The sequence below is a fragment of the Streptomyces mesophilus genome (assembly GCF_040300965.1).
GTDB lineage: Bacteria > Actinomycetota > Actinomycetes > Streptomycetales > Streptomycetaceae > Streptomyces > Streptomyces mesophilus_A.
The window spans coordinates 12542-35236 of sequence record NZ_JBEPEW010000088.1 but is presented as its reverse complement, the minus strand read 5'-3'; the positions used below and the strand labels follow the sequence as shown (position 1 = coordinate 35236).

Sequence of the window (22695 nt, the reverse complement as noted above, 5' to 3'; positions counted from 1 at the left end):
CTGGCCCGGGTCGCCCGGCACCACCGGGCGGCCGGCAGCACCAAGGCATGGCTGCGTACCGCGGAAGCCGCCGCCGACCGGACCGTACAACAACGCACTCCCGACCCGCAGTCGGCGGCCGAGCTGCTGAAGGAGGCGCTGGCGACCGACGGGCTGCCGGGTGCCACCGAGGTCCGTCTCGCCCGTAAGCTCGCGCAGGTCGCGGGCCATCTGTCCGGACTCGACGACACCACCCACACACTCCTGGAACGCCTCATCAACAGTGAGCAGTTGCCCCTCGGCGTACGGGGCGAACTGCGGCGCGACCTGGCGCTCCTGATCGTCAACCAGGGGGCGAGCCCTCAGCAGGGGCTTGCCGAAATGGCGCATGCCGTCGATGAGTTGAGCGGCCGCCCGGAGCCCGCGGTACGCGCCATGGTCGCCCTGGCCATGCCGTTCCTCACCGGGGTCGCGGTGGCGGAGAACGAACGCTGGCTGGAGCGGGCGCAGGCCGCCGCCGACCGGTCGGGCGATCCCGCGCTCAAGCTCGTGGTGCTCGCCGGGCGTGTCTCCCTCACCGCCGAGGTCGGCGACGGGAGCGTATGGGCACTGGCCCGTGAACTGGCCGCCGCACACGCTCTCGGCGGCGTCACGCGGATCGAGGTGCTGCGCGGCCTGTGCAACGCCGCCGACGGTGTGGCCTGGCTCGGCCACTACGACCACGCCGACCGGTTCATCCGCCACGCCCTGCAGCTGGCCTCGCGGGTGGGTGCCGAGTTCAACGCGGACCTCACCAAGGGCACCACCCTGCGCATCGACTGGGGCCGGGGCAACTGGTCCGACCTGGAGAACCGGGCCAAAGGACTGGCCGCCCGCAACCCGCTGTCACCCGCCCGCCCCGAGGCCCACCTCGTGGCCGGGCAGCTCGCCCTGGCCCACGGCGACTGGAGCACCGCCCACCACCAATTGCGCGCCGCGGGCCTGAGCGCCCCCGACAACGGCGCCGCCCCGGTTGTCACCGCTGCCGGGGGAGTGCTGCTGCGGGGCCTGCTCGACCGCGGCGAACTGCCCCAGGCGCGCCGCACCGGCGAAGCGGCCTGGCGGCGGCTGCGCACCAAGGGTGTGTGGGTGTGGGGCTCCGAGCTGGTTCCGTCGTACGTCGAGCTGCTGACCCGGGACGGTGAACTGACCGCTGCCGAGCGCGCGGTGGGCCAGTTCGCCGACGGCATCGAGGACCGGGACGCGCCTCTTGCCGCTTCCGCGCTGCAACTGTGCCGGGCGCTGCTCGATCAGTCTGCGGGCCGGACCGGGCAGGCGCGCACCGGATTCGCCCAGGCCGCCGAGCAGTACGCGGCCGTCCCGCAGCCCTACGATGCTGCACTGGCCCTGGAGCGGGCGGGCCGCTGCGCGCTCGACGCCCACCAGACCCCCGATCAACTGGTGGCCGCTGAGCGGCAGTTCGACGCCCTGGGCGCGGCGGCAGATGCCGCACGCTGCGGCGGGGCGCTCCAGCGGCACGGCCTCGCGCGCCCCGCGGCGCCCCGCCGGGGACGGCCCGCGTACGGCACTCAACTCTCGCCCAGAGAACGGGAGGTGGCACTTCTTGCCTCGGAGGGCCGCACCAACGCCGAGATCGCCGCCGAGCTGGTGCTGTCCCCGCGCACCGTCGAGCAGCACATCGCCAAGGCCCTGCGGAAGCTGTCGCTGACCTCCCGTACCGAACTGCCCGCCGCCCTCACCGCGCGGACACGGTGAGGGCGGCGGACTCCCGCGAGGAGGGCTCGGTTCAGCTGCGGGACGCGGGACCGGTCAAAGAGTGATGCTCCAGCCGTTCAGCCAGCCGACGTCGTTGGCGTAGGCGTCGGTGACCTTCAGCTGCCAGCTTCCGGCCGCCGGCGAGGACACCCCCGAGACTGTGTACGTGCCGCCCGAGAACCAGGTGCAGGACCCGTACGAGGCCTGCTTGATCCGGTACTGGTTGCCGTTCGGCGCCACCAGGGTCAGCGCCAGATCCTCGGCGCATGGGTGCGAGATGTCCACGGTCACCGAGACCGGGTCGAGGGCGTTGCCGCTCGCGCTGGAGGTCAGCGCCGAGGAGACCGTGCCCGCGTCCGGGATCATCCGGAAGTCGCTCACGGAGAACGTGCGGCCCGGGCCCGGGTCCTCGCCGTTGACGGTGAGGGTGTACGTCACCGAGTGGGAGGCCTCGGTACCGGTGCCCTTGACGGTCACCGGGTAGCTGCCCGCCGGGGTGCTCGCGCCCGTGGCGATGGTCAGCTTCGCGGAGTCGCCCGCTGTGACGGTGGCCGGATCGAAGGTGGCCGTGGCACCGGAGGGCAGCCCGGAGGCGGACAGGTCGATGCTCTGCGCCTCACCCTTGGTCACCTTGGTGGACAGGGTGGTGGTGGCGGACTGGCCGGGGCCGACGGCGCCTGCCGTCGGGTCGGCGGCCAGGGAGAAGTCGTCCTCGACGGGCGGTTCACCGCCGTTGATGAAGCCCGTGTACAGCAGGCCGGTGGGCGAACCCGAACCAGGGTTGGTGATCTTGTTGCCGGCGTTGTTCACCAGCGCGGTGCGCACCTGCTGCGGTGTGGCGGACGGGTTGGCGTCCAGATACAGGGCTGCGGCACCTGCGACATGCGGGGAGGCCATCGAGGTGCCTGTCATGGTGGCGGAACCGGTGTCGCTCGAGTGGCCCGCCGAGGTGATGCTCCTGCCGGGCGCCCAGATGTCCAGACACGAGCCGTAGTTGCTCGGACCCGGGCTGCCGGTCCAGCGGGCGTCCTGGTCGTTGCTGTTGCCGACGGTGATCGCCTCAGGAGTACGGGCCGGGGTGAAACCGCAGGCGTCGGCGCCGCTGTTGCCGGCCGCCAGAGCGTAGGTGAAGCCGGCCGCGATGGAGTTCTTGACCGCGTTCTCCACCGTGGACTGCGTACCGTCGCCGCCCAGGCTCATGTTGACCACACCCGGCTTGGCGCCGTTCTGGGTCACCCAGTCGATGCCCTTGACGATGACGTCCCAGGGGCCGCTGCCCTGGCAGTCGAGGACCCGGACGGGGACGAGTTTCACCTTCTTCGCGACGCCGTACTTCGTGCCGCCGACCGTGCCCGCCACATGGGTGCCGTGGCCGTTGCAGTCGGAGGCGTTGCTGTCGTTGTCGATGAAGTCGGGGCCGGAGGTGATCCGGCCGCTGAAGTCCTGGTGGCTCAGGCGCGTACCACTGTCCAGAACGTACGCCGTGACACCCTCACCGCCCCGGTCCGGGTAGGTGTACTTCTGGTTGAGCGGCAGGTCCGACTGGTCCACGCGGTCCAGGCCCCAAGAGGGCGGGCTGGGCTGTTCCCCGACGGCGTGCGCGTAGCCCACCGGCTCCACATAGGCCACGCTCGGGTCGCCGGCCAGGCGCTTCGCCCGCTGCTCGTTCATGGTCACCGAGAAGCCGTTGAGGGCCGCGGTGTACGTGTACTTGACCTTGCCGTCGTATTTCTTCGCCAGCCCCTGCGCCTGCGCGGGCACCCCGCCCGACTGGCGAGCGGCGCTGTCCTTCAGCACCACGAAGTAGCGGTCCTGCACCACGTTCGCGGCGCCCTGATTGCGTATCGTCGCGTCCGCCGGCGCGGACGCCAGGGCCGGGGCCTGGGTGGCGAGAAGACTGGCTGCGAGTGCCATGGCGGCAACGGCAGCCGCTCTTCGCCGGATCGATCCTGTCATGCTCATGGGGACTCCTCTCCGAGTGGCCCCACCCTCGGAGTCCCCTGCGGACCCGGGCAATCCGGGTCCGTATTGAGTAGGGGTACGCAATCAGCGCGCCGTATACCCGTACTTGAGCTGTGCCCTACGTACCGATGGGGTCGAGCGCGGAGCCGTCGGACAGCCGCGCGCGCACCTTGACTCGTGCGTCGGGGGAGGAGATCTTGCGCGCGAGCGTGCGGCCTTGAGCCGTGGCGTCCACGGCGCCGGAGACCTTGAGGGAGACGACCTCTCTGCTGCCCGCGGCGAGAAGGTAGCGCCCGCCCGAAGGTGCGACCCATTGGTGGGTGGCCAGAACATGCTGTCCGAACCGGCTGCAAGCGGCCGTGGCGTCAGCCCGCCCGACCAGCGGAGCGGAATCCGTGCCCTGCGCCTTGAACTGCAGCAGTACGTGGCCGGGCCCGCGCCACGTGGTCGCCCGGGTGCAGGACCACACCGCCCGCCCGCCGCGGTCCGGCAGCTCCTGGTCGGCGAAGTCCCAGACGTTGACCGCTCGTACGCCGTCGTCGCGGAAATCGTCCAGCCGGCATGCCGTACGGGTCCAGCTGGTCAGCGCGTTCGTGCTGGTGGCCTCGCGCGGTTGCCGGGCGGGGGCGCCCTGGCCGGGCAGTGGGGTGTAGCTGAGGTGGGCGGGGGTGAGTCCGCCGAGATCGGTGACGAGGAAGGAGTGCTTCTCGACGATCCGGTCGGACGAGCGCAGTTGGAGCACGGGCCACGTGTCGCAGGCTCCCTCGGCGGAGGGGCTCGTCACCGGCTCGGTGATGCCGTCCTTGCCGAAGCCCAGAGGGCGGGCCGGAGCGTTGGGGCGCAACAGGTCACGGTGGGCTGCCTCGGCGATCCACGGCGCCAGGAGATAGCGCGTACCCTCGCGGCCGCGGTGAAGGACGACCGCGGCCGCCGTGGTCACATCGGCGTCGTCGGCGCGCGCGAAGTCCAGCGCGGGCTCGGCGCCGCTGCTCTCCGTGTAGCGCACCAGCCGCTGTCCGTCGTGGAACACGGCGATCGTGCGCTCGCGGACCTCACCGGCGAACAGCAACCGCGTCGCATTGGAGGGCGGTTGGGATGTGGTCCCGACGCTCTTGGTGACGCGGACCGTCTTCGGCGGCGCGGCCCACGTGGCCAAGGCCCGGGTGAGCAGTTCCGTGTCGTCGGCCCGGTCGCCGCGTGGCGGCCAGGCGCTGAAGTCGACACGTGAGGTGTCGGCCCACAGTTCGCTTGGTACGCGAACCAGTTGATCGGGGCCGACGGCTCCGGCGGGCAGCGCGATGGTGGGCTGCTCCCTGTCGTCACCGCCGAGCGAAGTCGCCAGTAGGACGAGGGCCGCCACGGCCGCCGTGACGGCCCACAGGAGCGCGAAGCGACGCCGACGGCGGAGCAGGTCGGTGGGCCGCGTCTGCACCGAGCAGGCATCGAACTCCTGTGAGCGCAGGAGCGTTTCGGCCGTGGGGCCGGCTGTGGTGTCAAGGCGGTGCGAGGCGCGCAGAGCTCGGTGCGGTTCTTGTACGCCCGCGGCTGCCAGAAGCTCGTTGACCTTGCTGTCGGACAGCCGCTCCAGGTGCCGCAGCACGAAGGCGGCCCGCGTGGAGGCGGGGACGTGCGCCAGTGTGTTGCCGAGCGCGAGTTCTTCCGCGCCTCCTGCGCGCGGAAACAGGCGCAGACCCCACACCGCCGGGATCCGGGGCAGCAGCGTCCGTGGCGGGGGCAGGCGTTTGGGCCATCCACGGGGGCGGCGCTCGCAGTTCAGCGCTGCGCGCAGCACGCGCTCGCGGAGGCGGTCGGCGATGGGTTCGTCGCCTGCGGTGCGCTGAGGAGGTACGAGGTCCGCGCGGCGGGGACCGCGCAAACCGCCGCCGCGCGGGAGCGCCCGCTGCACGATCCCGTGAGCGAGCAGGACGCGGCGGTGCCGGGTCAGGGTGGCGGGAAGCGTCAGGTACGCGAGGCTCACCAGGCGGGTGTACTGATCGACCAGATGGGCTTCCGCCTGGACGACCGGGGGCGTACGGAGGCGGCCGACCGTGGTGCGGCGGGAGGAGTTGGACACGGAACCTGTACGCCTTCCGAGGCTTGTCACATGGCACTTTCTTCACTCCGCCAAACGAGTGAAGGGGCATGTGGTTACAGCCAGGGTGAATGCGTCAAGTCCGCGCCCCACCGGCAAAGCGGCACCGGGACCCCCGACGAGGTGGGTGGTCCCGGTGCCGCTGATCACGAGCTCGGCCGCATCACCACGGTGACGGCGCCGGAGGAGTCACCACCGGCGGGCGGTCGTCGCAGGTGATGGTGTTGGGCAGCAGCCATGGCGCGAGCCAGGAGCCGGCCGCCGTACCTCCGTCGTTGCCGCCGCGGTCGGTGAGGGAGAACTCCGAACCGGTCGAAGGGAAGTTGAAGGAACCGCAGTTGTTGACGCCGACCGCGCCCACGTTGCGGGCGTCCACGTTCTCGAAGGTCGCGGACCCCTTCACCCGGGCGCTGAGCACCGAGGTGCCGGTGCCGTCGATCCGCAGGTCCTTGAAGTGGACCGCGGGGATGGCGTACTTGTCCTTCACGCTCCACTCGCTCACCAGCATGATCGCGTTGTAGGTGGAGTCCAGGTAGTGGTCGCCGGTGACGCGGATGTCCGCGTCGACGTCGCGGTCGAGGGCGTAGAGCCAGATCGAGCCGAGGCCGATCTTCCAGTTGAGTTCGTACGCGCCGGCGCGGGCGGTCGTGTTGTTCGTGAACGCCAGCTTCCCGGCGAAGGGTTCGGCGCCGAAACGGGACCCGGCGTGCAGGGCGCTGCCCTCGCGGACGGGGTCGGCGACCAGGTTGTGGGACACGGTGGTGTCCGTACCGCCGTAGATGGCGATGCCGTTGGCGAGGACGGGCGACTGCACGGTGTTGTGGTCGAAGGTGTTGCGGGCGTTCGCCGTCTTCTCGGACCACATCGCGAGTCCGTCGTCACCGGTGTTGCGGACGAAGGTGTGGGAGACGCTGGAATCGGTCACGCCGGTGTGGAAGTTGAGGGCGTCGGCGATCTGGTCGACGACGATGCTGTCGCTCACGCGGAGGTTGTCCATCGGCCCGTCGAACCACAATCCGACCTTGGTGTGGCGGATGTGCAGCCCGCGGATGGTGGAGTCGCTCATCGCGCCGCCGACGCCGTTGACCTGGTCGGTGTCGATCCGCTCGCGTACGTCGCCCTCGATGGCGAAGCCGGACAGGTGGACGTCCCGGCTGCCTCCGTCGGCGGCGCTGCGGCCGTAGAAGCCGACGCCGGTGTGGAGCGAGCCGTCCGGTGCGGGCTTGTCGAGCTTCACCTGCTTGCCCTTGAAGACGGTCCACCAGTTGCCGGCGCCCTCGATGGTCACGTCGTCCACGATGATGTGCCGGTTCACCTGGTACGTACCCGGCGGCACGTACACCGGCAGGTCGAGGCGCCTGGCCTGGGCTATCGCCCGGTCCATGGCGGGCGCGGAGTCACGCCGGCCGGTGGGATCGGCGCCGTGGAGAAGGGCGTTGACCGCCTTGAGCCGCACATGCGGTGCGCCGACCAGTTCGGAGTCCAGCAGGTCGATCACCGTCCACTCCGCCTTGCTGCCCGCGGGGACGGTGAGCCGGACCTTGTCACCGGCCCGGTAGGTCTTGGGCAGCCGCATCCGCTGCTCGTCGTAGAAGTGCATCGGCCGGAACGGCTTCTGGATCTCCGGTGCCGGCGTGGTGGCACTGGGCACGCAGGAGCACTCGGTGATCCACCAGTCGGGGTGCAGGAGATCGGCGCCGGGGTCGTTGGTGAACGGGTACTGGTTGTAGAGCCAGGAGTACTCGGAGGTCAGGGGCATGGTGCGGTGCGACCTGCCGTTGACCGTGACGTCGAGGGGCGCCTTGATGCCCCCGCCGCCGGGTGCGTCGGGAATGCTGTAGCGGACCGTGATCGCGTTGGCCGCCTTGGGGAGGGTGAACTCGACGTACTCGCCCCGCTCGAGCTTCACGGCGCTGCGGCCCGAGGCCTCGGCGGGCAGCGTGTACGCCGTGCGGTCCGGGCCGATCCGCTCGCCGTCGGTGACGGCGTTCTCCGCCTCCTGCTCCTGGAACCGGACGTCCGCGCCGCGGCCGCTGGTGAGAGCGGGGTCAAGTCCCGCGCGGGTCACGGGAGTCGGGTCGGCGGCGGAGGGCGGTTCGGCCGCCGACGAGGCGGCCGTAAGGCCCGACGTGGCCAGGACCAGGACGGTGAGGACGCTCAGCGTCCCGGGTCTTCCTCTGCGGGGGTGACGGATGGTCCGACGGACGGTCAGCGGCATCGGAGCGACTCGTTTCTCTGCGGCGGCCGGGGCGTGGCTGAGCTCGACGAAGCATCAGGCACCGGGCGCAAGACGCTGGGCGAAGGTGAGGCTAGGGCGGGCGCCCCCGGGCCACAAGGGGTTTGGTCGCGGAATGTCGCACGTCTGACGATCAATTGCAGCAATGCATACGGTTTTTGCGACTATCTGGCTGGATCGCGCGGTGTCGGGAAGCTGAAGTTCCGTCCGGGCTGTAGTCAAGGCGACAGTTCTCTGCAACTCTCCTGCAAAGCGAGGGCAATTGGGCATCAGGAGAGAGCAAAGGAGCTACGGGACTCATGAGTCGCATCAGACCCGCATCAGCCGCACCACCAGGACGTGAGAGAGCGTGGCGCTCCCCGCGTACGTGGCGGACCCTCGCCGCAGGTCTCGTCGCCACCTTGCTCCTGCTGTGCCTGCCAGGCCTCAGCGCCGTGGCCGCCGGCGGGCCCGACCTCGCCGCGGGCAAGCCCGCCACCGCCAGCAGTGCGAAGGGCGGGTTCGGTCCGGGCCAGGTCACGGACGGCAACACCGGTTCGTACTGGGAGAGTTCGGGCGGAGACTTCCCGCAGTGGGTGCAGGTCGACCTCGGCCGAGCCGCCCGGGTCGACCAGGTGGTCTTGAAGCTGCCGCCGTCCTGGGAGGCCCGCAGCCAGACCCTGGCCGTGCAGGGCAGCCAGGACGGCACCGGATTCAGCGTGCTTGCCGCTTCCGCCGCACGTTCCTTCGCCCCGGGCAACGGCAACACGGTGACCATCGGCTTCCCGGCCGCGCAGACCCGGTTCGTACGGGTGCAGATCACCGCCAACACCGGCTGGCCGGCTGCCCAGTTGTCCGAGCTGCAGGTGTTCGCCGCCGAGGAGACCTCCGCCAACCTGGCCCTCGGCAAGACCCTCAAGGCGAGCAGCCACACCGAGACGTACGTCGCGGCGAACGCTAACGACGGCAACCGTGCCAGCTACTGGGAGAGCGAGAACAACAAGCTGCCGCAGTGGATCCAGGCCGACCTCGGTGCCTCGGTCCGCGTCAACGAGGTGGTCCTGCGCGTGCCCGTGACCTGGGGCGCACGCAACCAGACCCTGAAGATCCAGGGCAGTGAGAACGGTACGGACTTCACCGATCTGAGCGCGGCCAAGGCGTACGCCTTCTCGACGGCCACCGGGCACACGGCGACGCTCACCTTCGACACCGCCACCACGCGCTACGTCCGGGTGCTGATCTCCGCCAACGACAGCCAGCCCGCCGGCCAGTTGTCCGAGCTGGAGATCTACGGCCCGGCGGGCGGCGACACCCAGGCGCCCACCGCGCCCGCGAACCTCGCCTACACCGAGCCCGCCCCCGGCCAGATCAAGCTCACCTGGGACGCGGCCACCGACAACACCGGCGTGAGCGCCTACGACGTGTACGCCAACGGCGAGCTGCGCACCACGGTCGAGGGGAGCGTGCGCACCTATACCGACACGCAGCCGGCGAACGCCACCGTCACGTATTACGTGCGCGCCCGCGACGCGGCGGGCAACACCTCGCCGAACAGCAACTCCGTGACCCGCAAGGCAGATTCCGGGGATACCCAGGCCCCCACCGCCCCGGCGAATCTCGCCTACACCCAGCCCGCGGCCGGTCAGATCAAGCTGACCTGGGGCGCGTCCACGGACAACGTGAAGGTCACCGCGTATGACGTGTACGCGGACGGCACGCTGCTCAAGACGCTCGGCGGTGACGTGACCACCTACACCGACCAGCGGGCCGCCGGCGAGACGGTCTCGTACGCGGTGCGAGCCCGCGACGCCGCCGGAAACGCCTCCGCCCTCAGCAACACGGTGACGCGCCCCGGCACTCTCGAAGGATCCAACCTGGCTGCCGGCAAGCCGATCAGCGCCTCCTCCGTGATCCACTCGTTCGTCGCCGCGAACGCCAACGACGGCCAGACCTCCACGTACTGGGAGGGCGGAGCCGGCAGCTACCCGAACACGCTGACCGTGAAGCTCGGCGCCAACGCCGACATCGAGGCGGTAGTCGTCAAGCTCAACCCGGACGCCGCCTGGAGCGCCCGCACCCAGAAGGTCGAGGTGCTCGGCCGCGAACAGAAGGCCACGAGCTTCACCTCGCTGGTGGGGGAGAAGGAGTACTCCTTCAGCCCGTCCGGCAACAAGAACACCGTGACGATCCCGGTCTCGGCGCGGGTCGCCGACGTACGGCTCCAGTTCACCGCCAACAGCGGGTCGAGCGCCGGTCAAGCCGCCGAGTTCGAGGTCATCGGCACCCCCGCCCCCAACCCCGACCTCGAGGTCACCAAGCTCACCCACACACCGGAAGCTCCGGTCGAGACGGACAGCCTGACGCTCACCGCGACCGTGCACAACCGGGGCGCGGAAGCATCCGGTGCGAGCGACGTGACGTTCAAGCTCGGCGGCGAGACGGTCGGTACGAAGCCGGTGGCCGGACTCGCCGCGGGCGCCTCGGCCACGGTGAGCACCACCGTCGATCCGCAGGACGCGGGCTCGTACCCCTTGAGCGCCGTCGTCGACGAGAACAACGCGGTCATCGAGGAGAACGAGGCCAACAACACCTACACGGCACCAAGTCCCCTGGTGGTCAAGCCGGTTCAGTCCTCGGACCTGGTCGCCTCGCCCGTGAGCTGGTCCCCGTCCGCGCCTTCCGCGGGCAAGGAGGTCGCCTTCAGCGTCGCGATCAAGAACCAGGGAAGCCAGGCGTCCGCGTCCGGCGACCACGCCATCACGCTGACCGTGCAGAATGCCCAGGGCGACACCGTCAAGACCCTGACCAAGCCGTACTCGGGCACCATCGGCGCGGGTGACACCACCGAGCCGGTCGCACTCGGCACATGGACGGCCGCGAACGGCAAGTACACCGTCAAGACGGTGATCGCCGCCGACACCAACGAACTGCCGGTCAAGCGCGAGAACAACACCAGCACCAGGTCGCTGTTCGTCGGCCGCGGCGCCGATATGCCGTACGACACCTACGAAGCGGAGGACGGCGTCATCGGCGGCGGCGCGACGATCGTCGGCCCCAACCGCACCATCGGCGACCCGGCCGGCGAGGCCTCCGGACGCAAGGCCGTCACGCTCGACACCACCGGTGCTTCCGTGGAATTCACCGCCAAGCAGGACACCAATACCCTGGTCACCCGCTTCTCCATCCCGGACGCGGCAGGCGGCGGCGGGACGAACGCGACCCTGAACGTGTACGTCGACGGGGTCTTCCGCAAGGCGCTCGACCTCACCTCCAAGTACGCCTGGCTGTACGGGGCGGAAGCCTCACCGGGCAACTCGCCGAGCGCGGGACCGGCCCGGCACATCTACGACGAGGCACACCTCCTGCTCGGCGAGACGGTGAAGGCAGGCAGCAAGATCAGGCTGCAGAAGGACGGAGCCAACACCTCCAAGTACGCCATCGACTTCATCGATCTGGAGCAGGTGGTATCCCAGGGCAACCCGGACCCGGCGACGTTCACCGTCCCGGCCGGCTTCTCCCACCAGGATGTGCAGAACGCCCTGGACAAGGTCCGCATGGACACCACCAACACGCTGAAGGGCGTCTACCTGCCGCCCGGCGACTACGAGACCGGCAGCAAGTTCCAGGTCTACGGCAAGGCGGTCAAGGTCGTCGGCGCCGGGCCCTGGTTCACCAGGTTCCACGCCCCCAAGTCCCAGGAGAACACCGACATCGGCTTCCGCGCCGACGCGACCGCCAACGGCTCGTCGTTCAGCGGGTTCGCCTACTTCGGCAACTACACGACCCGGATCGACGGGCCGGGCAAGGTGTTCGACTTCCAGAACGTCGCCGACATCACCATCGACAACATCTGGAACGAGCACATGGTCTGCCTGTACTGGGGCGCCAACACGGACCGTATGACCATAAAGAACTCGCGGATCCGCAACATGTTCGCCGACGGCGTCAACATGACCAACGGCAGCACGGACAACCTCGTCACCAACAACGACGCCCGGGCCACCGGCGACGACAGCTTCGCGCTGTTCTCGGCGATCGACGCGGGCGGCGCGGACATGAAGAACAACGTCTACGAGAACCTGACCACGACGCTGACCTGGCGCGCGGCGGGTATCGCGGTGTACGGCGGCTACAACAACACCTTCCGCAACATCCGTATCGCCGACACACTGGTCTACTCCGGCATCACCGTCAGCTCCCTGGACTTCGGCTACCCGATGAACGGCTTCGGCACCGAACCCACGACGCTGGAGAACATCTCGATCGAACGGGCGGGCGGCCACTTCTGGAACGGCCAGACCTTCCCCGGCATCTGGCTGTTCTCCGCCTCGAAGGTCTTCCAGGGGATCCGCATCAACAACGTGGACATCACCGATCCGACGTACAGCGGGATCATGTTCCAGACCAACTACGTGGGAGGCCAGCCGCAGAATCCGATCAAGGACACCATCCTGCGGGACATCACCATCACGGGAGCCCGCAAGAGCGGCGACGCCTACGACCACAAGTCGGGCTTCGGCCTGTGGGCCAACGAGATGCCGGAAGGGGGCCAGGGTCCGGCCGTCGGTGAAGTCACCTTCCACAACCTGAAGTTGAGCGACAACGCCGAGAACATCCGGAACACCACGTCCACCTTCAAGATCAACATCCTGCCCTGATCGGCCCCCCGGTCAGCACGCGGCCCCGGTCGTCCGCTCCATGGGCGGCCGGGGCCGGCGGCGTCAGCGCGGTGCGGTGAGCTTGGTGCGCAGCGCCTGCAGCGTGCGGGCGAGGATGCGGGAGACGTGCATCTGGGAGATGCCGAACTCCCTGCCGATGGCGCTCTGCGTCATCTCGGTGCCGTATCGCAGGGCCAGGATCCTGCGCTCGCGGTCGGGCAGGGCGGCGAGGAGCGGCTTGAGGGCGTGCAGGTTGTCGACCTTCTCCAGAGCCCGGTCCTCGAAGCCGATGTGGTCGGCGAGGGTGTCCTCGGCACTCTCCGTGTCGTTCGGGTGGTCGAGCGAGGACGCGGAATAGCCGTTGGCGGCGACCAGGCCCTCGATCACGTCGTTCTCGTCGAGACCGAGTTCGGCGGCGAGTTCGGCGACGGTGGGCCGGCGTCCGTTGCTCTGCTCCAGCCGGGCGGTGGCCCTGTTGAGGTCGATGCGCAGTTCCTGCAGGCGTCGCGGGACGTGCACGGCCCAGGTGGTGTCGCGGAAGTAGCGCTTGATCTCGCCGATGATGGTGGGCATGGCCAGCGTCGGGAACTCCACACCGCGCTGCGGATCGAAACGGTTGATCGCCTTGATCAGTCCGATCGTGCCGACCTGGACGACATCCTCGTACGTCTCACCGCGCACCCCCATACGGCCCACGGCGAAGCGCACCAGCGCGAGGTTCAGCTCCACCAACGTGTTGCGCACGTAGGAGTGTTGCGGAGTCCCTTCCTCCAACGTGTCGAGGCGGGCGAACAGCACCTTGGACAGAGCCCGGGCATCGGCGGCGGTCACGCTCGCGGGATCGGGCAACGGAGGCAGGTCCTCCAGCCCGGGCAGGGCTGTCGCGCACCCCTGCCCACCGGTATGTCGTTCGGCACGCGTGATCGCTTCGCGGGGATTGCTGTCGGTCGTGGACGCCATCGTCGCTCCCGAAGTAGAAGGGCGCCCTCCTGGCCGGGGGCGCGTCGTGCCCTGGCTGATACCCGCCAACCGCCGTGATACTCCTGTGACCTGACGCTGTGTGACATCAAGCACTGTGTGCCCACCGTGCGTCACGCTTCGACGGCTCTTACGGCTCTTACGGCTCATTCGGCTCATTCGGTCTTACGGTCGGGGCGAGTCCGCGTGCCTGTTCCCGCCAGGCGCTACCCGGCGAGGACCGCACGCACTGTCTTGCCGCCCTCGGTGGCCGAGGTGACATCCAGGCGCCGGGCCAGATGCCGCACCATGGCAAGGCCGCGGCCGTGCTCGCCGTCGTCGGTGAGCGCATGGATGCGCGGATGCGCGGGATTGCTGTCGTAGACCTCGACCACCACCAGGTCGTCGGCCACCCGGAGCCGCAACCGGCAGGGACTGCGGCCATGGCGGGTGGCGTTCGTGACCAGTTCGGACACGATGAGGGCGGCATCGTCGGCCCGCTCGGTGCTCACTGCCACCGCGCGGTCCTGAGCGCGGGCGAGAAATGCGGAGGTCAGTTTCCGTGCTCGTCCGGGCGAAGCCGGATCGCGCGGCAGGGAGTACTCGACTCGTGCGGAACGCCTATGGGTACGCGCATGCGTACGCATGGCGGATCACTTCCCCTCCAGGGACTGGTGGACCCGGGGCTGCGGTGTGGTCCGCGCCGCCGGTCCTGTCCACTGGTCCTTCCCTGCCCCCAGGGCCCGCAACCTCCGTACGGCGCCTCCTGTTCCCCGGATTCTCGACGCGAGCAATCCGGCGGGCGGGCCGCTGCGAAGCCCTCCTGACCGAGAGAAACCATCGGCACCAGGGAGTCAGTCATGCAGCGGAAGACCACTCACACGACGGCAGCGGTGCGCAGGCGGGTCCGCAGGGTCGCCGTCACTGTCGCCGCCACCGGCATGCTCGTGGGCGGCGGGTTCCTGGCGGCGGGTTCGGCCAGTGCGGCCACGTTCTGCGGGGAGACGCCGGCCGGCGGATACGCGTGCATCATCGGGCAGGAGGACGGGTCGTTCAAGTACGTCAACAGCGACGGGGAGATCATCTACAACTGGTGATCGTGCACCGCGGCCCGTTCCGAGCCGGGGCGCGGGCGCGGTGACCGCGGCCCACCGTCGTATCGGGCGGTGGGCCGTTACCCGTATGGGCGCCGAAGTACCGTCGGCCGTCGGTCAGTTGTTGAAGTCCCGCTCGAAGTCCCGCTCGCATGCGTCGCGTTCACTCTGTGAGTCGGCGTTGCGGACGCAGTCCTCGAAGCTCTTGAACTCGTCCGAGTTCCAGATCGACGCGCCGATCGCGATGATCACGGCGGACGCGATCAGGCCCAGGACGCCCAGCACCGCACCGGCGATCGCGATGCCCTTGTGCGGGGCCCGGCCCGCGCGCGCCCTGCGGGCTCCGATGATGCCGAAGATGACGGCCAGCACACCCAGGACGACTCCGCCGACCACGGTCCAGAAGAGCAGGATGGCCGCGACGCCCAGCACCAGCGCCGCGATCGCCAGACCGTTGCTCTGTCGCACGCCCGGAGCCATGGACGTGGTGGTGTGCGCGGAACCGTACGGCGTATGCGCGGGATCGGAGAAAGACACCGGAATCTCCCTGATTCAGGATCATGTCTGGACACTTGTCGTGCGGTGCCGAGTTCCCAGGACGACGCGGTGAATGCGCGGCGGACTGCCCTCGGCGAGCGCATCGGCACGATCCGCCCGCTCACGCTCCAGCGATCGGGACACCCTTGCGGCGGCTGGTCCTGACTCGAGGAGGCCTATCGCGCATACAGGAAGCGTTGGCCGTCTTCGGTCTTGGTGTCGACGGTGACAGCACCCCTCAGGCGGGTGCCGGTGAGAGCGAGTCGGTCTCCTGTGAGCGCGACCTGCTGGGAGCCTTTGGGCAGCGGGACGGCGAAGTAGCCGGTGCCGTCGTGCTCGAGTTGCCCCGCGGTGATCCCGTTCAGGGTGACGGTGCCCGACGGGAGAGTGAAGGTGGCGCGGGCTTCCGGGGTGATGGAGATGGGGAGCTCCTCGGTCGTGTAGAAGCCCTTGCCTCCCACGCTGCCGGACAGCTTGTCGACCGGCAGCATGAGGACCGTGGTGTCCTTGTCCTGCACCGCACTGACGAACGGCTCGATCTGCGGGGCGAGTTCCTTGTTCGTCTTGGCCACGGAGTCCTTGATGCCCCGCACCACATCCTGGGGCGCTTCCTGCTCGGCCGAGGGTTCAACCCCGTCCAACACCAGCGACAGCGGGGTCACCGGCTCGACGGTGAGGGTCTTCTTCACATCGAGGCCGATGGCGTCGGCGTTCAGCAGGGCGGCGGCGCCGATCGCGTACGGCTCCACACCCTTGGAAGCGATCTTCATCGGCTTCAACACCGACGCAAGGTAGTCACTCACCTGTGCCGCATTGGTGGGGTCGGCCGCATGGGCCATACCCACCGCGGTCTTCTCCACGTATTTGGCCGTTCCTTCCAGCAGATCGGTGGCCAGCAGTTCCTGCGCCTCTTCCGGAAACTGCCCGGCCCACTCTTTGTGCCAGTACGCTGCGGCCGCCAACTGCTCGTCCCGCCGGGCAGGTTCCTTGTAGGCGGCCAGCAGGCTGTTGTAGATCATTGCCCGTTGGATCCGCGGCTCTGCTGCCAGTGGATAGATCTCCTCGCGGCCGCCGACTTGCGCATCCGCCTTCTTCAACGACGGCCACGGATGCGGCCCACCCTGTTGCACGTACGGGTGGAACTGTTCGTGCGTGGCGAGCTCGAACACATATGACGCCATGTCCGGGCTGGTCAGCCCCGTCGGGTCCTGGGTGAGCCGTTCGGCAGCGGCCCTCTCGTCCGGACGGATGATCACTGCTTTCTTGCCCTGCCACATGACGACGTCGAAACCCCCGGCCAGCGGAACGCTGATCCGCTGCTTCTTCAGCTCCGGCAAGGCCACCGCGCTGGTGGACTTCGCGTTCACGGCATAAGTGCTTGTGCCATTGCTGATCAGGAGGTTGTGGTCGGAGAAGTCCATGCCCGGCCAGATCCGTCCGGTACGGGGCCAGACTTCGGCGACATCCTGCTGCACCGCATCTGCGAGCTGTTTCAGTGATCCAGGCGACGTGCTGTCACTTGCCCGGCCGGCAGACGTGGTGCTGGTGCACGCTGTGGCGGTCAGGAGAAGGAGACCGCCCAAGGCTGCTGTCTGCGGGAAACGGGAGAACACGGCCGCTCAGCTCCTCGTCACATCGATGCGCGTCCCACGTATCAGTCTGCCCGGACACACGGGCTCCCGCGCGTCAGCTACCGCCGATGGAGCAGCGCCCCAGGCAGGACGCCGGCGAACCGGAGTGTGCGATCAACGGCACAGCGTCGGCTGATGGCCGGGATGGCGCCTTGGCGGCGGCGGGCGCCCGTACAAGCTTTGCGACCCGCGAACTGTGGGCGCCCGGCCGGCCGCGTCGTCCCGTAAGTGACTGTGTCTTGACTTCACAAGACCCTCGCGCAAACCTCACCGGGCACTGGTTCAAGTCCCCCGTCTCCACGGCCAGTTGACCAGCACGCGCACCGCTCGCCTCCCGAACTGCCTCACACCGCAGGAGCGATACGCCATGCCCGAAAACGCCTCGTCCGAGCCGGTCAGACCCTCCCGCCGCAGCGTCCTGGGCGTCTCGGCAGCCGCCTCCGTGGCCGTCGCCACCGGCCTGTCCGGCGCCGCGCACGCCGCGGACCCGCCCGTGGCGGGGGAGTTCGACGTGGTCGTGGTCGGTGCGGGCGCGGCCGGGATGACGGCCGCCATGACCGCTGCCGCGCGCGGCCTGAGCTGTGTCGTCGTGGAGAAGGCGAGCACGTACGGAGGGTCCGCGGCCCGCTCCGGTGCCGGGATCTGGATCCCCAACAACTCGGTGATCCGCGCGGCCGGCGTTCCCGACACCCCGCAGAAGGCCGCCACCTACCTCGCGGCGGTCGTCGGCGACGAGGTGCCGCTCGCCCGTCGGCAGGCGTTCCTCGACCACGGGCCCGCGATGCTCGACTTCGTGATCGCCAACAGCCCGCTCAAGTTCCGCTACATGGGCGGCTACAGCGACTACTACCCGGAACTGCCGGGCGGCCTTCCCGGCGGCCGGTCCATCGAGCCCGATCTGCTCGACGGGCGCATCCTCGGAGCCGAACTCGACCGCCTGAACGCCCCGTACATGCCGGTCCCCGACGGCATGGTCGTCTTCAGCGCCGACTACAAGTGGCTCACCCTGTCCCTGGTGAACTCCAAGGGCTTCGCCGTGGCCAACGAGTGTCTGGCCCGCGCCACCAACGCCGCGCTGCACGGCGTGAAGCCGCTGACCATGGGCCAGGCGCTCGCGGGCGGGCTGCGGGCCGGGCTGATGCGGGCGAACGTACCGGTGTGGCACAACTGCCCGCTCACCGACCTGCACATCGAAAACGGTGCCGTACGAGGCGTGGTGGTCACCAGGAACGGTGCTCCGGCCCTCGTCAAGGCCCGGCGCGGCGTGATCGTCGGCTCGGGCGGCTTCGAGCACAACGCCGCGATGCGGGCCCAGTACCAACAGCAGCCCATCGGCACCGCATGGACGGTCGGCGCCAAGGAGAACACCGGGGACGGCATCCGCGCGGGCGAACGGGCGGGCGGCGCGCTCGGCCTCATGGACGACGCGTGGTGGGGCCCGGCGATCCCGCTGCCCGGCGAGCCGTACTTCTGCCTGGCCGAACGCACCCTGCCCGGCGGCCTGTTGATCAACCAGGCGGGCGCCCGGTTCGTCAACGAGGCGGCTCCGTACGGCGATGTCGTCCATGTGATGTACGAGAAGAACGCCGCCGCACCCGACATCCCGGCCTGGCTGATCGTCGACCAGAACTACCGCAACCGGTACCTCTTCAAGGACATCGCGCCGACCTTCGTCTTCCCGGACTCCTGGTACCAGTCGGGCGCGGTCCACAAGGCCTGGACCCTGGACCAGCTCGCGACCCGCATCGGAGTCCCCGGCGCCGCACTCAAGTCCACCGTCAACCGCTTCAACTCCCTGGCCAGGAACGGCGAGGACCTGGACTTCCACCGCGGGGACAGCGCCTACGACCACTACTACACGGACCCCGGAGTCACCCCGAACTCCTGCCTCGCCCCGCTCTGGCTGGCCCCGTTCTACGCCTTGAAGATCGTGCCCGGCGACCTGGGGACCAAGGGCGGCCTGGTCACCGACGCCCGCGCCCGGGTGCTGCGCGCGGACGGCTCGGTTGTCCCCGGCCTGTACGCGGCGGGCAACGCGAGCTCTGCCGTCATGGGGCACAGCTACGCCGGCGCCGGCTCGACGATCGGCCCGGCCATGACCTTCGGCTACATCGCGGCCAACCACCTTGCCGGCTGACCGCGGCTGTAGCGGCCGGGGCTTCAGTCGACCGGATGGCCCGGCGAGATACCGGAGGCGTCGCTCAGCCGGAACACGCCCCCGCCCGATGACTCCGCTGTGCTGTGCTCGACCGGATCGAGCAGCAGGCCGACATGGTCACCCGCATCGCTGCGCGCTTCGATCCGGCCGATGAACCAGGCCGGCGCGGCGTCGAGCACCGGCACTCCGGCGTGCCCCGGCGTCCAGGCGAGGTCCGCGAACTTGTCCGTGTCGTCGCCCGTGCGGCCGCCGAAGAGTTCCGCGAGGCCGTGCTGCTCGGGCGTCAGCAGGTGCACTCCGACGTGGTCGGCCGCTTCGGCGATACGGAAGGTCCTGTTGACCTTGGACAGCCAGACGGTGAACCGCACCGGCTGGATCGAACACTGCGAGCCGAAGCCGACGAGGCAGCCGGCCCGCTCGCCGTCCGCCGCGGCGGTGACGATGTACAGGGGGTAGTCGAGGCGGTCGATGAACGCGTCCATGACGATGACTGTGTCCCTTCCGCGGTGAGCGAATCCCGGTGCGGGGGCCGGCTCTGGAGCTGAGAGCGAGCGGACCGCTGTTCAGGAGCCGAGCGCGAGCGGACCGTTCTTCAGGTGCGACAGCAGATCGGCCGGGTCGTCGAACACCTCTTGCGCACCGGCCGCTTCCAGGTCGGCCCGCGGAATGCCGCCGGACAGCACGGCGACCGCTCGTACACCGGCGCGGACCGCGGCCTTCATGTCCCACACGCTGTCCCCGATGAACACCGCCTGCGCGGCGCCGACTTCCGCCAGCTGCAGCGCGTGCTCGACCGGCTCGGGTGCGGGCTTGCCTTCGGACACGTCATCGGCGCTCGCTGTCGCGAAGATGGCGTCGTCCGCGTCGATGGCCCGGCGAAGCGCCTTCAGCTCGCTGCCCCCGGCCGACGTGACCAGGACGATCCGCCAGCCCTCCGCAGCCAGTTCGCGCAACAGGTCACCCGCCCGCGGGAAGGCGGCGAGACGGTCGAAGTACTGACCGTAGAGCGCACTGTGCGCCGCGCTCAGCTCGTCGTCCTGCCCGCTGTCGCGATCCTTGCCGAGCAGCTCCTTGAGCAGCTCGCCCGAGGGACGGCCCAGCGCGCGGTGGACGGCGTGCATCGGCACGACGTGGTCCGCCTGCCGCAACGCCTCCCACCAGGCCACGATGTGCAGATGGTTGGTGTCGGTGAGAGTGCCGTCCACATCGAACAGCGCCGCGCGTTCCATGCTCACCCGCTCTCCTCTGCTTCCTCTGCGCGTCTTTCGGCTTGCAAGGGTGTACGGAGCGCACTGCGCTGTCGGCGCCAGGCGCTCAGGAGCCGTGCGCCGAGGCGGTCCTCGAGGAATCCGGTGGCGTGGATGCCGAACGCCACGTCAGGCTCCAGAGCCGGCTCCGCGTCCAGGAGACCGCCGATGACATCGCGCCGCACCACCTGCTCATGTACGGCGTCCGCTTCCACGTGCTCGTCGTAGAACCGCTGTGTGGCCGGCCCTGCTCCCGTCCGGCGCAGGGCGTTGGCCAGCCGTCGCGAGCCGGGGGACGAGGTCACCTCGACGGCGGCGAAGTGACCGACCAGCGCACCCCGATGGGCACGGTGCAGTCCGAGCAGCGACATGAGGTTGACCGTCGCGAGCGCCTCGGCCGGAGCCGCGTCGAGGTAGTGGCCGTAGCCGGTCTCCAGGCCGAGGTCGGCCATGAGCTCGGCGAAGAGTCGCGCATGGATCTGCTCGGCGCGACCGGCGCCGAACTCGTCGTACTCGATGGCCACCATCGCTGCCTTGGCGCGCCCCCGCAGCCGGGGAATGACCCAGGCGTGCGGATCGGCCTCCTTGAGGTGGTACAGCGAACGCAGAGCCGCGTACTCCCTGAGCTGCCACAGCTCTCCGTCACGCTCCAGGTGGTGGCTGACGCTGTCGGCAGGAGGCTTGACGGGCTCGGTCAGGAGCGCGGCCAGGGCCTCTTCCACGCCGGCCGGTCCGGCCACGTCGGCCCGCAGACTTTCCAGGAAACGCTGCTCGAGTGCCCTTCGCAGGCCCAGCAGATCGGGATCCCACTCCCGCTCGTCCTTCACCCCGGCGAAGCCCGCGTAGTGGAGTTCGTAGAGCACATACAGGGCAAGCTGCAGGTCCTCGCCGAAGGGGGCTGTGCTGAGTACCTGGTCCGTGGGGAGCGGGGCGCCGTCGTCGCCCGGCAGTGCTGCCAGGAGCGCGGCGGACAGCTCTCCGCGGGGCTGCGGCAGCTCCGGAGCGCGCTGCCGCGATGCACGTCGGTGTTCCATGACGGCCTCTCCAAGCCGGACTGCCGGCGCCACCTTCCATCAGGGCATGTCTCCTTCCACGGTCCGCCGAATCGTCTGTCGGCGCCACTTGGTTGATCACCGCATCCCCTGCCAAGGCGTGTCACCCGCATCGCCGCCCGGTGTCGGCACAGGATGGGCACAGAGCGTTGCTGTCGGTCACGGGAGGTAACTTGAGCGGGTCCAGGCGGGGCCTTGTGCTGTGGGCACTCCTGCTGGCGGGTTCGACGGGCGCCTGCGGCACGGCGGACGAGCGACGGGACGCCGCCGACGCCGCCACCACACGATTCGAGGCGGCCGTGCGCGACGGCGACGCCGTCGCGATCTGCCGCGCACTGGCACCCGGAACCCGCACCGAGCTGGAACTGTCCGCCGAGGCGACCTGCGCCGAGTCGGTCCTGGGGGAGGGGCTCTCCTACGCCGGGACGGTGCGCACCGTGGATGTCTTCGGCCGCCAGGCGCGCGTGGTGCTGCAGCACGACACCGTGTTCCTGTCGCAGTTTCCCGAGGGCTGGAAGGTCGTGGCCGCGGGGTGCCGTCCGCAGCACGCGCAGCCGTATCGATGCACCGTGAAGGGCGGTTGAGGCGATGCGGACGATGTTCGTGCTGTGCCTGACCGTGGTACTGGCGGGTCTGGCCTACTTCACCACGGTGGGACTGATGCACCGATGACAGCGAAACGACACCGATCCGTACGGGACAACGGGCTGACCCTCGCCTTCGGTACGGCCTTCCTGCTCGCCCTGACCGGACAGGCCTTCGCGGGCCACGCCGAGTTCAACAACGAGCTGACCGCCGACGGGCTGGCGCCGATCGGTCTGGCCGCCTACCTCGCCTCCTCGGAGTTCGCCGTCGACGTCACGGAGAACTGGCAGTCGGAGTACCTGCAGTTCTTCCTTTTCATGCTGGGCACGGTGTGGCTGCTCCAGCGCGGCTCGCCCGAGTCGAAGGAGATCGACGAAGCAGGCCCGGAGTCCGACAAGGAACAGCGCGTGGGACCGTACGCCCGCGCGGACTCACCGCACTGGGCACGGACCCGTGACTGGCGCCAGGCCGTGTACTCCCGCTCGCTCGGCTTGCTCATGGGCGGACTGTTCCTGCTGTCGTGGTTCGCTCAGGCCGTCGCCGGCTCCGCCGCCTACAACGAGCAGCGGCTGCGCCGGCTGCAACGCCCCATGGGCTTGGGCGAGTACGTTCTGGGAGCCGACTTCTGGAGCCGCAGCCTGCAGAACTGGCAGTCCGAGCTGCTCGCCGTCGCCTCGATGGCCATCTTCTCCGTCTACCTGCGTCAGCGCGGATCACCGGAGTCCAAGCCGGTCGGAACGCCGCACGGCGCCACGGGCGTCGAGAGCTGAGCC

16 protein-coding genes are annotated in these 22695 nt (G+C 69.5%); 6 read left to right on the top strand and 10 right to left on the bottom strand.

Annotation, left to right across the window (positions count from 1 at the left end):
* On the top strand, nucleotides 1-1734 hold a 1734-nt coding region (locus tag ABT367_RS26685), incomplete at its 5' end, for a LuxR C-terminal-related transcriptional regulator (RefSeq protein ID WP_352255637.1).
* A gap of 54 nt (nucleotides 1735-1788) precedes the next feature.
* On the opposite strand, the gene ABT367_RS26680 is transcribed toward ABT367_RS26685, so the two are convergent.
* The 3 genes from ABT367_RS26680 to ABT367_RS26670 all read right to left on the bottom strand — a co-directional run bounded on the left by ABT367_RS26680 (nucleotide 1789) and on the right by ABT367_RS26670 (nucleotide 8006).
* A complete protein-coding gene (locus ABT367_RS26680; protein WP_352255636.1) occupies nucleotides 1789-3648 on the bottom strand; it encodes a S8 family serine peptidase in 1860 nt (619 codons plus the stop codon).
* A 166-nt stretch (nucleotides 3649-3814) separates the two neighbouring features.
* The gene (locus ABT367_RS26675) at nucleotides 3815-5770 is read right to left on the bottom strand and encodes a hypothetical protein (protein ID WP_352255635.1); all 1956 of its coding nucleotides are present in this window, start codon (nucleotides 5768-5770) and stop codon (nucleotides 3815-3817) included.
* Nucleotides 5771-5951: 181 nt separating this feature from the next.
* Nucleotides 5952-8006 (bottom strand): glycosyl hydrolase family 28-related protein, encoded by a 2055-nt coding sequence (locus ABT367_RS26670; RefSeq protein ID WP_352255634.1) that lies wholly within the window; start codon nucleotides 8004-8006, stop codon nucleotides 5952-5954.
* 317 nt (nucleotides 8007-8323) lie between these two features.
* On the opposite strand from ABT367_RS26670, the gene ABT367_RS26665 reads away from it, so the two are divergent.
* Nucleotides 8324-12661, top strand: coding sequence for a discoidin domain-containing protein (locus tag ABT367_RS26665; protein ID WP_352255633.1), 4338 nt, complete (start codon nucleotides 8324-8326; stop codon nucleotides 12659-12661).
* A gap of 63 nt (nucleotides 12662-12724) precedes the next feature.
* Here the strand turns inward: ABT367_RS26665 and ABT367_RS26660 are convergent, their stop codons facing one another.
* On the bottom strand, nucleotides 12725-13621 hold the full coding sequence (locus tag ABT367_RS26660) for an RNA polymerase sigma factor SigF (protein ID WP_352255632.1): 897 nt from the start codon (nucleotides 13619-13621) through the stop codon (nucleotides 12725-12727).
* Between the two features lie 224 nt (nucleotides 13622-13845).
* The gene (locus ABT367_RS26655; protein WP_352255631.1) at nucleotides 13846-14265 is read right to left on the bottom strand and encodes an ATP-binding protein; all 420 of its coding nucleotides are present in this window, start codon (nucleotides 14263-14265) and stop codon (nucleotides 13846-13848) included.
* A gap of 213 nt (nucleotides 14266-14478) precedes the next feature.
* On the opposite strand from ABT367_RS26655, the gene ABT367_RS26650 reads away from it, so the two are divergent.
* Nucleotides 14479-14715 carry a hypothetical protein gene (locus ABT367_RS26650; RefSeq protein ID WP_352255630.1) on the top strand — a complete coding sequence of 79 codons (237 nt, stop codon included), beginning with the start codon at nucleotides 14479-14481 and terminating at the stop codon, nucleotides 14713-14715.
* Nucleotides 14716-14829: 114 nt separating this feature from the next.
* Here ABT367_RS26650 and ABT367_RS26645 read toward each other — a convergent pair whose 3' ends face one another.
* Entirely contained in the window at nucleotides 14830-15249 is a 420-nt protein-coding gene (locus tag ABT367_RS26645) for a DUF4190 domain-containing protein (protein WP_352255629.1), read from the bottom strand.
* 176 nt (nucleotides 15250-15425) lie between these two features.
* Complete coding sequence (locus ABT367_RS26640) at nucleotides 15426-16862, bottom strand: hypothetical protein (protein ID WP_352255628.1); 1437 nt, start codon at nucleotides 16860-16862, stop codon at nucleotides 15426-15428.
* Nucleotides 16863-17247: 385 nt separating this feature from the next.
* Here ABT367_RS26640 and kstD point away from each other — a divergent pair, with 385 nt between their 5' ends.
* Nucleotides 17248-19017: a 3-oxosteroid 1-dehydrogenase gene (gene kstD / locus ABT367_RS26635; RefSeq protein WP_352255627.1), complete on the top strand. Its 1770-nt coding sequence runs from the start codon at nucleotides 17248-17250 to the stop codon at nucleotides 19015-19017.
* 23 nt (nucleotides 19018-19040) lie between these two features.
* Here kstD and ABT367_RS26630 read toward each other — a convergent pair whose 3' ends face one another.
* The 3 genes from ABT367_RS26630 to ABT367_RS26620 form a co-directional block, all read right to left on the bottom strand.
* On the bottom strand, nucleotides 19041-19520 hold the full coding sequence (locus ABT367_RS26630; RefSeq protein WP_352255626.1) for a flavin reductase family protein: 480 nt from the start codon (nucleotides 19518-19520) through the stop codon (nucleotides 19041-19043).
* 81 nt (nucleotides 19521-19601) lie between these two features.
* Nucleotides 19602-20267 carry an HAD family hydrolase gene (locus ABT367_RS26625; protein WP_352255639.1) on the bottom strand — a complete coding sequence of 222 codons (666 nt, stop codon included), beginning with the start codon at nucleotides 20265-20267 and terminating at the stop codon, nucleotides 19602-19604.
* A gap of 2 nt (nucleotides 20268-20269) precedes the next feature.
* A complete protein-coding gene (locus ABT367_RS26620) occupies nucleotides 20270-21319 on the bottom strand; it encodes an iron-containing redox enzyme family protein (protein WP_352255625.1) in 1050 nt (349 codons plus the stop codon).
* Between the two features lie 191 nt (nucleotides 21320-21510).
* Here ABT367_RS26620 and ABT367_RS26615 point away from each other — a divergent pair, with 191 nt between their 5' ends.
* The gene (locus tag ABT367_RS26615) at nucleotides 21511-21921 is read left to right on the top strand and encodes a hypothetical protein (RefSeq protein WP_352255624.1); all 411 of its coding nucleotides are present in this window, start codon (nucleotides 21511-21513) and stop codon (nucleotides 21919-21921) included.
* Nucleotides 21922-22005: 84 nt separating this feature from the next.
* A complete protein-coding gene (locus tag ABT367_RS26610; RefSeq protein ID WP_352255623.1) occupies nucleotides 22006-22692 on the top strand; it encodes a DUF6766 family protein in 687 nt (228 codons plus the stop codon).
* Nucleotides 22693-22695: the final 3 nt, after the last annotated feature.

Bases quoted from the DNA above. Each gene is read 5' to 3' on its own strand.
- ABT367_RS26670 (WP_352255634.1), bottom strand. From the start codon at position 8,006: ATGCCGCTGACCGTCCGTCGGACCATCCGTCACCCCCGCAGAGGAAGA.
- ABT367_RS26660 (WP_352255632.1), bottom strand. From the start codon at position 13,621: ATGGCGTCCACGACCGACAGCAATCCCCGCGAAGCGATCACGCGTGCC.
- ABT367_RS26650 (WP_352255630.1), top strand. From the start codon at position 14,479: ATGCAGCGGAAGACCACTCACACGACGGCAGCGGTGCGCAGGCGGGTC.
- ABT367_RS26620 (WP_352255625.1), bottom strand. From the start codon at position 21,319: ATGGAACACCGACGTGCATCGCGGCAGCGCGCTCCGGAGCTGCCGCAG.
- kstD (WP_352255627.1), top strand. From the start codon at position 17,248: ATGCCCGAAAACGCCTCGTCCGAGCCGGTCAGACCCTCCCGCCGCAGC.
- ABT367_RS26630 (WP_352255626.1), bottom strand. From the start codon at position 19,520: ATGGACGCGTTCATCGACCGCCTCGACTACCCCCTGTACATCGTCACC.
- ABT367_RS26680 (WP_352255636.1), bottom strand. From the start codon at position 3,648: ATGGCACTCGCAGCCAGTCTTCTCGCCACCCAGGCCCCGGCCCTGGCG.
- ABT367_RS26665 (WP_352255633.1), top strand. From the start codon at position 8,324: ATGAGTCGCATCAGACCCGCATCAGCCGCACCACCAGGACGTGAGAGA.
- ABT367_RS26625 (WP_352255639.1), bottom strand. From the start codon at position 20,267: ATGGAACGCGCGGCGCTGTTCGATGTGGACGGCACTCTCACCGACACC.
- ABT367_RS26655 (WP_352255631.1), bottom strand. From the start codon at position 14,265: ATGCGTACGCATGCGCGTACCCATAGGCGTTCCGCACGAGTCGAGTAC.
- ABT367_RS26610 (WP_352255623.1), top strand. From the start codon at position 22,006: ATGACAGCGAAACGACACCGATCCGTACGGGACAACGGGCTGACCCTC.